Origin of the sequence: Nostoc sp. (genome assembly GCF_036917395.1) — a bacterium.
GTDB lineage: Bacteria > Cyanobacteriota > Cyanobacteriia > Cyanobacteriales > Nostocaceae > Nostoc.
Window position 1 is genome coordinate 1 of sequence record NZ_JBALDI010000022.1, and the last position, 14,353, is coordinate 14,353.

The 14,353-nt window shown below is 43.4% G+C and carries 15 protein-coding genes and 1 riboswitch; of the genes, 6 read left to right on the forward strand and 9 right to left on the reverse strand.

The window, feature by feature from the left end:
- Positions 1–242: 242 nt before the first annotated feature.
- Positions 243–983 (reverse strand): SDR family oxidoreductase, encoded by a 741-nt coding sequence (locus tag V7K46_RS09795; protein WP_335112541.1) that lies wholly within the window; start codon positions 981–983, stop codon positions 243–245.
- Positions 984–1,292: 309 nt separating this feature from the next.
- Here V7K46_RS09795 and V7K46_RS09800 point away from each other — a divergent pair, with 309 nt between their 5' ends.
- Positions 1,293–2,249 (forward strand): aldo/keto reductase, encoded by a 957-nt coding sequence (locus tag V7K46_RS09800; RefSeq protein WP_335112543.1) that lies wholly within the window; start codon positions 1,293–1,295, stop codon positions 2,247–2,249.
- Here V7K46_RS09800 and V7K46_RS09805 read toward each other — a convergent pair.
- The 6 genes from V7K46_RS09805 to V7K46_RS09830 all read right to left on the reverse strand — a co-directional run bounded on the left by V7K46_RS09805 (position 2,197) and on the right by V7K46_RS09830 (position 6,653).
- Positions 2,197–3,405 (reverse strand): cysteine desulfurase family protein, encoded by a 1,209-nt coding sequence (locus tag V7K46_RS09805; protein ID WP_335112545.1) that lies wholly within the window; start codon positions 3,403–3,405, stop codon positions 2,197–2,199. The two genes, V7K46_RS09800 and V7K46_RS09805, sit on opposite strands and share 53 nt — an antisense overlap.
- A gap of 5 nt (positions 3,406–3,410) precedes the next feature.
- Complete coding sequence (locus V7K46_RS09810; protein ID WP_335112547.1) at positions 3,411–4,037, reverse strand: type I restriction endonuclease; 627 nt, start codon at positions 4,035–4,037, stop codon at positions 3,411–3,413.
- Between the two features lie 75 nt (positions 4,038–4,112).
- Entirely contained in the window at positions 4,113–4,769 is a 657-nt protein-coding gene (locus V7K46_RS09815; protein WP_335112549.1) for a restriction endonuclease subunit R, read from the reverse strand.
- Positions 4,770–4,938: 169 nt separating this feature from the next.
- On the reverse strand, positions 4,939–5,418 hold the full coding sequence (gene bcp, locus V7K46_RS09820) for a thioredoxin-dependent thiol peroxidase (protein ID WP_335112552.1): 480 nt from the start codon (positions 5,416–5,418) through the stop codon (positions 4,939–4,941).
- Positions 5,419–5,663: 245 nt separating this feature from the next.
- Positions 5,664–6,083 (reverse strand): RDD family protein, encoded by a 420-nt coding sequence (locus V7K46_RS09825; RefSeq protein ID WP_335112554.1) that lies wholly within the window; start codon positions 6,081–6,083, stop codon positions 5,664–5,666.
- 243 nt (positions 6,084–6,326) lie between these two features.
- Positions 6,327–6,653, reverse strand: a complete 327-nt coding sequence (locus V7K46_RS09830) for a serine/threonine-protein kinase (protein WP_335112556.1) — start codon at positions 6,651–6,653, stop codon at positions 6,327–6,329.
- A gap of 176 nt (positions 6,654–6,829) precedes the next feature.
- On the opposite strand from V7K46_RS09830, the gene V7K46_RS09835 reads away from it, so the two are divergent.
- From V7K46_RS09835 to V7K46_RS09855, 5 genes are all read left to right on the forward strand, one after another.
- Positions 6,830–7,681: an FAD-binding domain-containing protein gene (locus V7K46_RS09835; protein ID WP_335112558.1), complete on the forward strand. Its 852-nt coding sequence runs from the start codon at positions 6,830–6,832 to the stop codon at positions 7,679–7,681.
- Between the two features lie 376 nt (positions 7,682–8,057).
- A complete protein-coding gene (locus V7K46_RS09840) occupies positions 8,058–8,474 on the forward strand; it encodes a hypothetical protein (RefSeq protein WP_273765008.1) in 417 nt (138 codons plus the stop codon).
- Positions 8,475–8,614: 140 nt separating this feature from the next.
- Positions 8,615–8,707: riboswitch (adenosylcobalamin-variant (AdoCbl-variant) riboswitch) on the forward strand.
- On the forward strand, positions 8,694–10,316 hold the full coding sequence (gene cobG / locus V7K46_RS09845) for a precorrin-3B synthase (RefSeq protein ID WP_335112560.1): 1,623 nt from the start codon (positions 8,694–8,696) through the stop codon (positions 10,314–10,316). Its footprint overlaps the riboswitch before it by 14 nt.
- Positions 10,317–10,560: 244 nt before the next feature.
- Positions 10,561–11,187 carry a precorrin-8X methylmutase gene (locus V7K46_RS09850; RefSeq protein WP_335112562.1) on the forward strand — a complete coding sequence of 209 codons (627 nt, stop codon included), beginning with the start codon at positions 10,561–10,563 and terminating at the stop codon, positions 11,185–11,187.
- Between the two features lie 2 nt (positions 11,188–11,189).
- Positions 11,190–11,894, forward strand: coding sequence for a precorrin-2 C(20)-methyltransferase (locus V7K46_RS09855; protein ID WP_335112607.1), 705 nt, complete (start codon positions 11,190–11,192; stop codon positions 11,892–11,894).
- Positions 11,895–11,991: 97 nt separating this feature from the next.
- On the opposite strand, the gene V7K46_RS09860 is transcribed toward V7K46_RS09855, so the two are convergent.
- Positions 11,992–12,678: a PHP domain-containing protein gene (locus V7K46_RS09860; protein ID WP_335112564.1), complete on the reverse strand. Its 687-nt coding sequence runs from the start codon at positions 12,676–12,678 to the stop codon at positions 11,992–11,994.
- A gap of 463 nt (positions 12,679–13,141) precedes the next feature.
- Positions 13,142–14,278, reverse strand: coding sequence for an AIR synthase related protein (locus V7K46_RS09865; protein ID WP_335112566.1), 1,137 nt, complete (start codon positions 14,276–14,278; stop codon positions 13,142–13,144).
- Between the last annotated feature and the right edge of the window lie 75 nt (positions 14,279–14,353).

Consider the following 14,353-nt stretch of genomic DNA (forward strand, 5'->3'; position numbering starts at 1 on the left):
TCCAGTTCAAATACTCGTTAACGGAGATAAAAGGTGGATTCATCCAGTTCAAATACTCGTTAACGGAGATAAAAGGTGGATTCATCCAGTTCAAAGGTGGATGAAACGAGTTTTCTAACTCCTGCTCAATACAACTCTTGCAGAGGCTGCGCCCTAAGCGTAGCTATGCCGCAGGCTTTACGGCAACTCTTAGAGACGCTCTTGCGTTTGCTCAGTACAAGTGTCCCATGCTCCCTTACTTTCTACCAGGGAACCACGCCATTTTCATTAAAAAACCCTCCGCTAGAACCATCATCAGGTAGAGTAGCAAGTTTTACTGCTGCGATCGCTCCCTGCTCAACAGTGCGGTATCCTTGGTATTGATTAATGTCAGTTGCTGTGAAACCAGGGTCAGCAGCATTTACCTTAATCGCGGTATCTTTAAGATCAGCAGCCAAAAGAACTGTGATCGCATTCAATGCTGTCTTTGATGAGTTATAAGCAAGATACCTAGAATCAGCGAACTCACTATTTGGGTCAGAGTTTTGAGTTAGAGAACCTAAACCACTTGATAAATTCACTATTCGCCCTGCTTTTGACTTCTTCAAAAGTGGCAACAGCGCTTTTGTAACTGCAAAGACTCCAAATATATTTGTCTGGTAAGTGTGTCGCAGTGTTTCAATATCAACTTGACTGGGTGGAAGGCGATCGCCATCACTTAGTATCCCAGCATTGTTAACAAGGATGTCAAGTTTTCCGAATTCGCTCTCGATTTGTTTACCCGCAGAGTCGATTGTTTTTTGGTCGATGACATCAAGCTGAATTGTTCGGGCATCGATCTGATTTGAACGAAGTTTATTCGCTGCTTCTTCACCACGTCCTATATCTCTTGCACCAACAAGAACAGTAGCACCTCTAGAACCTAGTTGGCGGGCAATCTCAAACCCGATACCTTTGTTTGCACCTGTGATCAGCGCAACTTTGCCTTTTAAATCTTCTGACATATTACTTCTCTATTTTGATAAACACTGACAAATGTTACTATCTTCGAGCAAGTCTAGTACAGGGGGCGCGTAAATCCAGCTAGCATCTCAATTTAACCAGACAAAACAAGGGGATGCCCCTTGTTTTCCGCCACAGTGTACTAGTGGACAAGAAGTAAGGAACAACACAACATTCAAGATTTAGTAATCTACACAAGTAGTGATTATGTCGTGTTTTCACCAATAGTCATTCACACTTCAGATAGCGGTTGAGAAGATATTTGCAGCCTAGACTAGCAATTGACTCAAAAATTCTTGGAGAAAGTAGATATGCAAACCAAACAGCTTGGGAATTCGGAGCTTAACATTACCCCAATCGGCTTTGGAGCCTGGGCGATCGGTGGAGGTGGATGGGCTTTTGGTTGGGGAGAGCAGGATGACCAGGAATCGATCGCTGCGATCAATCACGCTCTTGACCTCGGCGTTAATTGGATTGACACCGCAGCTGTTTATGGTCTGGGGCATTCGGAGGAGGTTGTTGCTAAAGCACTCAAAGGTCGATCTAATCGCCCTTACATTTTCACTAAATGCTCAATGATCTGGAATGAAAAGGGCAAAATCAGTAACAGCCTGAAGGCGGATTCTCTGCGGGGGGAGGTTGAAGCTAGTCTGCGCCGACTCGACATTGAAACTATCGACCTCTACCAGATTCACTGGCCTAACCCTGACTCAGAAATTGAAGAGGGCTGGACGACTTTGGCCAAGCTCAAGGATGAGGGTAAGGTTCGCTATATCGGGGTTTCAAACTTTAATGTAGAACAGTTGAAACGTGCCCAGGAGATTGCACCAGTTACCTCATTGCAACCGCCTTATTCACTGGTTAAGCCCAATGTCGAAAAAGAGATTCTACCTTTTTGTAAGGAAAATAACATCGGTGTGATTGTTTATTCACCGATGCAATCTGGCTTGCTTACAGGAAAGATGACACCTGAGCGGGTTGCTAATTTCCCAGATGATGATTGGCGCAAAAAGAATAGTGAATTTCAGGAGCCACGTCTATCTCGTAACCTGAAGTTGGTGGAGGTGTTGCAGCACATTGGTGAACAACACGATCGCTCCCCAGGTGAGGTGGCGATCGCTTGGACTTTAAACAATCCGGCGCTGACAGGGGCGATCGTTGGCGGACGCAATCCTAAGCAGGTGGAAGGAATTGTCGGGGCTGGAGAGTTTCGCCTCAATCAGCAGGAGCTAGATCAGATTGGCGCTTTCTTACAGGAGAATCCATAAAAGAGGTATTGCGTAAACTTTGAATAGTAGCGATCGCATGTTTTGCGACAATATCAATTTCCTCTTGGGTATTAAACCGTCCAATACCAAACCGCACTGAGGCATAAGCTAGCTGTTCTGAATGTCCCAGTGCTGTGAGAACATGGGAGGGTGCAGTGGTTGCCGACGAGCAAGCAGATCCTGAAGAAACTGCCATTACTGGCTGTAATCCTAGCAAAAGTGCGGCTCCATCCACTCCCTCAACACTAATATTCAAGTTTCCCGCCAATCGCTCTTGTGGATGTCCGTTAAGATGAATTCCTTCAACTTGGGAAAGCTGTTCCCACAAGCTTTTCCTTAACTGGGTGAGGCGTTGGGTTTCTGTTGCTTGTTCTCTCAAAGCGATTTCTACAGCTTTCCCAAAGCCGACAATCTGCGGTGGATACAATGTCCCAGAACGCATCCCCCGCTCATGTCCGCCGCCGTGCTGCTGAGGAGCCAGTTGCACTCTGGGGTTGCGCCTGCGGACGTACAGCGCCCCAATGCCCTTTGGGCCATATACTTTGTGTGCTGTTAACGACATCAAGTCAATTTTCATCGCTTGCACATCTAGGGGAATTTTACCAATAGCTTGGGCGGCATCGGTGTGAAATAGAACTTGGCGAGCGCGGCACATTTCGCCAATTTCTGCTAATGGCTGCAACACACCAATTTCGTTATTTGCAGCCATCACCGATACCAAAATTGTCTCAGGACGGAAAGCTTTTTTTAACTCAGCTAAATCAATCAATCCATCTTTTTGGACAGGGAGAATAGTAATTTCAAAACCGAGACTTTTTAAATAATTGCAAGGATCAATAACTGCACTATGTTCCGTGGCAACAGTAATAATATGCTGACCTTTTTTAAAATAAGCTTCGGCAACACCTTTAATAGCTAAATTATTCGCTTCTGTTGCACCACTCGTAAAAACAATTTCTTCTGGTGTGGCGTTGATTGCTGCTGCTAAAATCTCTCGCGTTTGTTTGACAGCAGCTTCTGCTTCCCAACCATAAATATGGCTAATACTGGATGGGTTGCCAAAGTGTTCTGTGAAGTAGGGGAGGATTGCCGCTAATACCCGTTCATCTACGGGGGTGGTAGCATGGCAATCAAGGTATATAGGACGAATAGACATAATTATTAACTTAAGATTTGACTCAAATTTTTTAATACACTTAGAACCTGATACAGTTCACTTTTTCGTTTCAAAAGCGTAAACTCATCAGACAAGGCATACTTTGGTATATTTTCTTTAGTAAGTTTTACAAAAATGAAATGACTACCATTTGTTACTAATCCAAAAGTAGGTTTGTCTTGACTAGGATTAGCCAGCATATAAACAAGTGCTTGAGGTACAGCTTCTAAAAGAGAAAAACTAGACCTTTTAGATTCAATTACTAACAACCATAATTGTTCTTGAATAACTAAAATATCAATTCTACCTCTAATAACTTCTCCTTCATCTTCTGCCGAAATTTCTATTGATTGCTCGCCTCTCATATAAAAAGGCTCATCATAAAATCCAGCTAAATTCAGTAAAGGAGATAAAACTACTAATTTAACCGTTTCTTCTGACAAAGGAGGACGCTTGACTAAACGGAGAAAATGAAATTTTACTCTGTCTAAATCTTGCTTTTCTAAATCTGTAATTTTCGGTAAATTCTCAAACCATTCTGTGAAGAATGCCTCATCTTCGGCTAGCTGTAGACCAAACCTTTCTTCCAGATAAGCAAGCCCGACATTTTGTGCTTGGATAAATTGAACCATAATTCATTTAAAAGATGCAGTATAACTATTATCACACTGTTCAAGTATTAACCTAGATAGGAATATCAAAGATAATTAGTTTAAAACTTTACCTAAATTCTTTAAGATATTCAAAACTTTATATAATTCATTTTCGCGTCTATATAAAGTGAATTTATCAGATAAAGCATACATTGGTTTATCTTGTTTTATCATTTTTATAAATTGGAAATCTTCTCCATTTATTACCAAGGAATATGCAGGATGCTCAGGCTGAGGATTTGCCAGCATATGAGTCAGTGCTTGAGGAATCGCTTTTGCCAAAGAAAAACTAGACCTCTTAGATTCAATTATCAGTAACCATAACTGATCTTGGAGAACTAGGACATCAATTTTACCTTTGATAATTTCCTTAGTCTCTTCGGCGTTTACTTCATTATCAATAATAATTGCTTCACTAATTTTTAAACTTTCTTCTGTAGTGATGTAAAAAGGATGACGATAAAAACCAGCTAAATCTAGCAGGGGAGACAATACCACCATTTTCACTGCTTCTTCTAAAAGAGGAGTATTTTCAAGTACATCGAGATAGTTATTTTTAACTCTGTCTAAGTATTGCTTTTCTAATTCGGAAATTTCCGGGATGTAATCAAACCACTCTCTAAAAAATTGCTCATCTTCAGACTTGTGTAGAGCAAATTTTTGCTTTAAATAGGCGAGAGTGACATTTTGGGCTTGAATGACTTGAATCATATTTATTTCAAATTACGAGAAGTCTAATTCCTTACTTCAATCATCGCGCTGGCAGGTTCTAGAGCGCCCTTTCACTAGACTTTGCTCAAATAGGCTACTCACATCCTGCTTTATTACTATAAATATAATTCACGTAGCATTGCTGTAACTATACTTGCATCCAATTGCGTTACGTGGCTGCTAATTCCCGTAATTTAGTTAAAACTGCCTGAGCATGACCTTTGGTTTTTACATTAGGCCAAGCATAGACAATAATTTTATCAGGTGAAATCAGGAAGGTTGAGCGAGCAACACCCATATATTCTTTGCCCATAAATTTTTTCAATCGCCAAGCGCCGTAGGCTTCTGTCAAAATATGTTCTGGGTCACTTAAAAGGGTGATTGACAAGTTATGTTTGCTGATAAATTTACAATGGGATTTACCGGAATCTGGACTTACGCCTAAGATTTTCGCTCCCAGTGCGCTGAAGTCTTGATACAACTCGGTGAAATCTTTCGCTTCGGTGGTACAGCCCGGTGTATCATCTTTGGGGTAGAAGTAGAAGACAATCCACTCACTGCTGAAGTCGTCGAGAGTGACTGAATTGCCATTTTGGTCAGGAGTAGAGAAATCTGGGGCTGGTTGTCCGGCTTGGGGTATGTTGCTCATGATGGGGTGTGAGAGATTGCGATCGCTTTAGAATTGTACATAAGTTGAGCGATGCCTGCGGCGGGCTATGCCTACGCACATAACCAGGAAGGAATATCTAGCAATATAAAGTAAAAAACCCAACTCCAACTCACCTATAAGTGAGGAGTTGGGTTAATCTAACTTTGGGGATAAGCTTTGCCCTATAAGAAACCACTAAGTCTGTTGACGAATAACAGGTTTACCACAATTACGCTGAGACGATACTATTTATTGATTACTAAAGTACTAGCTATGATGTCGTGTAGCGCTTGCTTTTTCTCAGTAAATGCAGCCATAATATAGCCAATAAGCAAAATTAGACCAGAAAGAATCTTAGAAAAATACCTTCCCGTAGCTCTAGCAAAAGAGATTTGGTTACCGTTAAGGTCAGTCACAATAATCCCCAATGCCTGTTTGCCTAGCGTAGCCTGCTGAGGTGAACTTTCCTGGAATGCATAGTAAAGCCAACTAATCACAATTATCAAAACTGAACTGAAAACTTCAACGCCTTGAGTTCTTCTTAAGATAGCACCAGAGAAGAAAATGAGGACGAAGATAATGAGCCTTTCAACGATAAATAATATAATGCCGTCAATCAAAGCGGCTCCAAACCTTTTCCAAAAACCAGCGTACCGTACTGACATGATTCTACTCCTAAGGTTTTTAAACTACTAAACAACCAATCATTTGTTCATGCAGAGTTTATGCTTTTTTGATAAAACTCACCATATTGGGAGGTTTGGTATCTCGGTGAAAGAAGTTCTGTTTATGTACTTGTTGTAGAATATGAATAGCTGCTTTTGCTCTATGGGGCGATTGCCGCACTGTCTGATATACTCTTGTAAATTTACCCCCTCGATTTTCTCGATCACCAAGCAGTGTAAAGGCTATTGGCTGTTTTTAGGGAAATAGACAAAGTAAGCGTTTGCTTCTTCTTTTGGAATCTCTAGGTGATTTAAAAAGCTCAGAACTTCTGGCTTTGGCTGAAATAACTCAACTGCTTTTTGTTGATTGTTGATTAGTACTTTGAGGACTTTAGGGACGTTGTTTCGCACTTCGCTCACCTTATAAGTTTTACCAAACCTACCCTCACCTAGTGTGTGCATCACCCGATAACAACCTTCGGGCAATAATTCTGAGCCACATGCTAGACAAAACAGTACATTATCAGGATTTTGAGGTTTGGAACAAACAGGATTTACGCACAAGCTCATCGCTTGGTTCGGTAAAATCTTTATCTAAATAGTTTATCGTTACTGTTGTATTTTACCAATAAAATTTGTATCAAAAGTGATCATTTGATTTTCACAGCTTGGCAAGATTTGCCGAAAAGCACCAGAGAGGTATTAACTGTTAAACTGCTAACCACGTATGTTGTCACATGTGTTTAATGACTAAAGATATGCAACGCGAATTTACCAACCGCGATGAGTTGGTAGCCTACCTCAGCGAACAATTCCCAGATGCAGCAGAACGCGATGACCACATCAGCGAAACTCTGGGAGGACGCAAAGCGGCACAAGAAGTACTGCAAAAAATCGACCCAGTAAGCTACGCGCAAACACGTAATTTTGTCACAGGTGCTGTGACACGACTTTCGCCTTACATCCGCTATGGCGTTTTGAGTTTGCGAGAAATTCGAGATTATGTCCTTGAACGGGTACAGCAGCAAAACGATGCTACGAAACTAATTAACGAGTTAGGTTGGCGCGACTACTGGCAACGGTTGTATCTTAAGTTAGGCGATGGAATCTGGAAAGACCAGGAAGAGTACAAAACTGGTTACACTGTGGATGAATATGCACCAGAATTGCCGCAAGATATCAGACAAGGAACCACAGGCAGAGTTTGCATCGACAGCTTTAGCCGTGACTTGAAAGAAACTGGCTATCTACATAACCACGTCCGGATGTGGCTAGCGGCTTACATTGTCCATTGGCGACGTATTCGTTGGCAAGCAGGAGCCAAGTGGTTTCTCGAACACCTTTTAGATGGAGATCCTGCTAGCAATAATATGTCATGGCAGTGGGTTGCCAGCACCTTTAGTCATAAACCGTATTTTTTCAACCGTGAGAACTTAGAACGTTACACCAAAAGCGTTTATTGCCAGAAATGTCCGCTTTACGGTCATTGTGATTTTGAAGGTAGTTATGAAGAATTAGAACAGCGACTTTTTCCTAAAGGGGAATTTAGTCAACAAGCCAATAGTCAAAGTTGGCAGCGTGGGAAGAAGCGGCGCTAAGTACATGTCAGCATAATTAATCGTAGCGTTTTTAAATGCAGAGGGACGCGTTGGCATTGTAGAGGGATGCATTGGCATTGTAGAGGGACACATTGGCATTGTAGAGGGACACATTGGCATTGTAGTAAAACACATTGGCATTGTAGAGGGACACATTGGCATTGTAGAGGGACACATTGGCATTGTAGAGGGACACATTGGCATTGTAGAAGAACACATTGGCATTGTAGTAAAACACATTGGCATTGTTGAGGGATACATTGGCATTGCAGAGGGACGCATTGGCATTGCTATTGCTAAATTTAATTCGCTACGAATTAATGAAATGCTGTACTAAGATTTTTTGCCTTTTAACAGGAAATAAAACCAAAATCTAATGAGTAAACCAATTGTTTGGGTACATGGAGATTGCCTCAGTCCATACAACCCTGTACTGCAAAAATACTCCGATGCCCCAGCTATCTGGGTTTGGGACGAGGCTTTGATAAAAGAATGGCAACTGAGTCTCAAACGCCTCGCCTTCATCTACGAATGCTTGCTAGAGTTACCCGTTGTTATCCGTCGTGGTGATGTGGCACAAGAAATTTTAGCTTTTGCTCAAGAACATGATGCGAATTTAGTCGTCACAGCCAATAGTCCCAGTCCCCGGTTTGATGATATCTGCAATCAAATGGAGGGTTCTATTGCAGTGGAAGTGCTAGAGGTGGAACCATTTTTTGAGTATGACGGCTATATTGACCTGAAGCGGTTCTCGCGCTATTGGAAAGTGGCTCAAAATTATGTTTTTGAATAGCCTAATTGTAAAATTGTAATGTCTAGCGATCGCTTCTTCTACCAACAGATGCAAGATTTTGCGATCGCAACTCCTTGGGCGTGGATAGGCTGATTCAAAATATGAAGCATTAAATTTTCTGATTACCATCTCGTGCTAAATTACTAAAACTTGGAGTTGGGAAACTCCGGTGAAATTCCGGGACTGTGCCGCAGCTGTGATGGGATCACCCAAGTCAGAATGCCAACTCTCAAGATGCCCTCAGGATACACTCACCGTCTACTCCCTGCGTTGCACGGGGAAGGAGTTCCAAGTTTGCTTTCTGGATTTGCCGCTTGTCCTGGCTTGTTTTATCCTACACCCGCCGCAGATGGTATATTATCTCGGATTAGAATACCAGGTGGAATTATTAGTAGTCAGCAGTGCCGTGCGATCGCACACATAGCAGAGCAGCACGGGGGGGGTTATGTGGATGTGACTAATCGAGCTAACCTCCAAATCCGTGAGATTCGCACAGGGATAAGTGCTGAGGTTCTGAAGCTCTTACAGGATATAGGGCTGGGTTCTGGCAACACTGTTGTAGACCACATCCGTAATATTATGACCAGTCCAACTGCTGGTATCGACCCGCAGGAATTAATTGACACTCGCCCTTTTGTCCAAGCTTGGGATAATTATATTGCTGCACATTCGGCGCTTTCGGGACTGTCGGCAAAATTTAGCGTTTGCTTTGATGGTGGTGGGATAATTCGGGTGTGCGATCGCTTGAATGATATCTTATTTGTCGCTGTTTTAATTGATGGTAATGTTTACTTCCGCCTCTATCTCAGTGTAGGCACAAAAGGTCAACCGCCTAGTGATATGGGGATTTTGTTACCACCAGAGGAATGTTTGCCCGTCTTGGCAGCTTTGGCAGATGTTTATCTAGTTCATAGTCATACTACGAGTAAGCGTCGCTTACGTCTCTTAGAGTTATTAAATACTTTGGGTTGTGAAAATTATCTCCAGGAAGTTCAGCAGCGTCTACCTTTTTCTCTTTTGTGCAGTGAAACAAAAAAAAACCTAACCCCCCAACCCCCTTCTCTAATAAGCAAAGGGGAGGAATTCTCCCCTCTCCTTGCAGGAGAGGGGTTGGGGGAGCGGTCAGATGCTAAGTATCAGCATATTGGCATCCATCCTCAACGTCAGCAAGGCTTATTTTACATTGGTGTTGTCTTGCCCCTTGGGCGACTGGAAAGTAAGCAAATGCGGGGTTTGGCAGATTTAGCAACAAAATACGGTAGCGGCACTCTCAGGCTAACCCCCTGGCAAAATTTACTGCTAACAGATATTCCTCAGCAATGGCTTGCCGATGTCCAAAGTGAAATTGCTTTATTAGGATTAGATTCTTCTGCAACCAACATCAAGAGTGCATTAGTTGCCTGTTCTGGTAAGAAGGGTTGCGCCGCTTCTGCCACGGACACCAAAAGTCATGCGTTGGCATTAGCAGAATATCTTGAAACTCGCGTCACTCTGGATTGCCCAGTTAATATCCACTTCAGTGGCTGCGAAAAATCCTGCGCCCAGCATAGCAAGAGTGATATTACTCTGCTCGGTGTCAGCATTGAGGCTGACAATGGAACTGTGGAGGGCTATCACGTTTATGTTGGTGACAGCAAGTATAAATTCGGACGTGAACTATATCAATATGTGACTTTTGCCGAACTACCTGCATTAATAGAGCGGATGCTATATATATATAAAATTCAACGCCTAAATTCTGATCAGTCCTTTGGGAAATTTGCTAATCGATATCCCTTAGCACAATTACAGCAATTATTTAATAAATATTTAGAAAATGGAACCACAGATGCACACAAATAAATATAGATGATTGATTACTCCCTTCGCAGTGCAAGATTACCCAATTCCTCTGTTTCTCTTCCTCTGTGTTCTCTGCGCGGCAGTTGCTTCTCCTAAGGGAGACGCTGCGCGAACAAGTCGGGGAACCCGCCCAACGCACTGCCTTGCCTCTGCGGTTAATTAAATTAGGTATTCTTCTAATCAAAAGAGAATATCTATATTAAACAAATCAATCCAAAATCCCAAATTTAAAATCCCAAATTTAATGCCCGACTACATCCGAGATGCCAACGAAATTTACCGTAATTCCTTTGCAATCATCCGGTCAGAAGCGAACCTAGATGTGCTGCCATCAGATGTAGCAAAAGTTGCTGTGCGTCTTATCCATGCCTGTGGAATGACGGATATCGTCACTGACTTGGGATATTCACCAACAGCGGTGCAATCCGCAAGGGCAGCACTGGCAGCAGGAGCGCCGATTCTGTGCGATTGCCGCATGGTTGCCGATGGCGTTACCAAGCGGCGGTTGTCTGCAAACAATCAAGTTATTTGTACCCTGAACGAGCCGGAAGTGCCAGAAATTGCCCAGCGTCTGGGTACTACAAGGTCGGCGGCAGCTTTAGAATTATGGCGATCGCACCTCCAAGGATCAGTTATAGCAATTGGCAATGCACCTACAGCATTATTTAGACTCTTAGAAATGCTTGATGAAGTAGCTGACAAACCTGCTATTATCTTAGGCTTTCCTGTTGGGTTTGTCGGTGCAGCCGAATCGAAAGCAGCACTGGCAGCAGACAGTAAGAATGTACCATTTTTAACCTTACATGGTCGGCGTGGTGGGAGTGCGATCGCCGCAGCAGCAGTTAACGCCTTGGCAACGGAGAAAGAATGAATATGAAAACCAAAGGTCGTCTCTATGGAATTGGTGTCGGGCCAGGCGATCCAGAACTATTGACTCTGAAAGCGCTGCGATTATTACGTGCGGCTCCCGTGGTAGCCTATCAATCAGCAACAAATAAAGAGAGTATCGCTAGAGCGATCGTGGCGCAGTATCTTCCTGGCAATCAAATCGAGGTGCTATTTCACCTCCCCCGCGCCTTAGAGCCAGAAAAGGCCAAGTCTATTTATGATAAAGAAATTCAACCAATCGCCGACCATTTAGCAGCGGGTCGAGATGTCGTGGTGCTATGCGAGGGTGACCCATTTTTCTATGGCTCGTTCATGTACCTGTTCACGCGGTTATCTGATCAATACGAAACAGAAGTCGTCCCCGGAGTTTCCTCGCTGATGGCTTGTCCGGTAGCCTTGGGTGTACCTTTCACCTACTACACCGATATTCTCACAGTTCTACCTGCCCCATTGCCAGCAGAAGAACTGACTACACATCTGCTGATGACTGATGCAGCAGCAATTATGAAACTAGGTCGCCACTTTACGAAAGTGCGGGATATTTTACATAAATTAGGGTTAGCATCACGAGCAAGATATATTGAGCGGGCATCAACATCACAGCAACGCATCATACCCTTGGATGAAGTTGATCCAGCCAAAGTCCCCTATTTCTCGATGATTGTGATTCCCACCAAGAATCGACTATAGTCCTTTGATGAATAGTCGGCCTTGACTAATCGAAAATCCAAAATAGAATAACCTCCTGGCAGATTCAACCAGGAGAGTGGAAAAAATGGATTCATTTTTACAAACGTTGTAGCAGACTCAAACCGTGGGTATCAGTACCACAAGTATTGAAAAGAAAGTATTCATCAGCCAACTTTTGCACTTGTTCTGATTCCAAAGTGCTGGGTTTCCACGGGTTAGGGTTATTGTAGGCGTAGAAAGTTTCCACGCCATCGATACCCTTTTGGGATGCAGCTGGAATTAAGTCAAAATGCGATCGCTTGTAACGAGCTGGATGAGCCAGAACTGCCAATCCCCCAGCTTCATGAATAGCGGCAATCACGTTACTTGCCTGATATTCTTTGCCTGTAGTCGCCCTTCTTTGTAAATAGGGTTTCATACTAGGGTGTTCTGTCTTGAAAGCGTAAGCCAAAATGTGAACTTCTATATCCAAAAGGTTTGCATTGATTTCCACGCCACTCCACAGGTAAGGAGTGCTTTCACCAGGATTATTCCACTTCCAGTCTTCTAACCAAGCAAGGGCCGCTTGATAGCCGATAATACCATGATGATCGGTGATCGCTAATCCTTTTAGCCCAATAGCGATCGCCTGCTCCATCAATCCACTCGGCTGCAACCTGCCATCTGAGTAGACAGTGTGCATATGAAAGTTGAATAACCTTGGACAACTTTGTGCATCAATGTTCTGGAATACTTGCTTCAAAAGTTCTACAGAAGCAGTAGTTCGGGCCAAATTTACAGCCATAACCCCCTCTGAATAAAAATATATATTCTTAACACACTAAAACGCCCCATTTATAGATGAGAAATCTCCACCACTGTAAATATAGTGTTGGTGGCTACTTTCTCAGCTTTCTCAGCAAATTTTTCAATATGTTAAGACTACGTTAGCAAATCTTAACCTCAGTGGTTATAGGAAATTTAGACTACCTTCTATATAAGTAGTAAATAATGTTACCTATAAATTTTACAAATCAGCTTATCCTATTTGTGCTTAATGACTTATTTTTAAAGACTTAGTAGAATAATTTTCTCTAATTAGCCTGGAATGTAACTATATACAACGTGTAAAAAAAACTAATAACTTCAGTAATTACACTAAATTTATTTAATCCAGTCATGACTTCAGCGTAGGCGTAGCCCGCCGCAGGCATCGCATAAGTGAGTCTACAATAGCTCGAAGAAAATTAGCGATCGCTTACAACTGATTATACCCCGCGTACAATCCCAAAAGACTCTCCCTTCAAGGTGACTCCAAGGGGTTCTACCACCACCTCACGGGCAAGGGACGCTTCAACCCTTCCGGCAATCACAGCCGTTAACTTATGTTCTCTTGCTAGAATGACGATTTTCTCTGCATCCTGCTCAGACTCTGTATAGAATGCAAATCCGGCTCCATAATTGAACACGGAAAGCATCGTCTCTGCCCCGCCCTCAAGAAGACCCTCGACAAACGTAAATATCTCCGGCACTGGGAGCATCGTTTCGATTACGTACCGCAGCGGCTTTACCGATCGCATCAGCTTCTGCCATCCATGTCCAGTGATATTCTCCATCGCCGTAGGACGAATTCCCTCGCCAAGCACCGCCTGTACAAGTGGTGTGTAGAGATACGACGCGGCATTCATCGCTTCCCAGAACTCCTGCCCACTGGGAAGTTTTGTTCTATAGCCATCAGGGAGAGACTCAGCAAGCTTTCGCATTGGGGTAAAGCCGTTCTCATGGGGCCCCGAACTCTCGACGAGAACAATGATATTTCCAGCATCCAGACGCGAGCTATCAATGGAAGCAACACCAGGCGGCATAACTCCAAAAACGGAGCCTGCAATGTCGAGCCGGCCTGGAATCATCTTGGTTTTGAGTTGAGGAGTTTCCCCTGAGAGGTACACGCAGCCCACTCGTTTGCACCCCTCGACTACTCCATCAAGAAACCCATCAAGGAAGGCGGGGGTAAAGATTGTTTCAGGAGTGCTTGACGGCAGATAAAGACCAAGAAGTAGAGTCTGCATACCTGAGGTTGCGGCGTCGTTCGTCAAACACGAGATAATCTTGATACCAATGTTCCACCAGAATCGTCGAAGCTCTTCTTCACAGAGGTCGTCAGGGCGGGTATCGTCTGCGGTGCCCAGCCCTTCCGGGACAAGTGTCATAGAAAGTTCTCTAGCCCCTGCCTCCAGAAACGGAGCGAGGTTAAAGTTGAAAGTGTTAGCGCTTGCTCCAAGACCCGATGCGGGCACGATACCATAAGCACTTGCAAAGCCAAGTGTGCGTTTTGCAGCATCAATGAAGCGTCGCTTTGCGGCATCGAGAGTATCGTAATCGACTTGATCGAGAGCTTGAGGCATCAGGTTGCGTTTTAAGTTAAGAGTTAGGAGCGGAGCCGGAGACGCTCCGCCTCCGGTTAGGAGTTAGGAAAACTT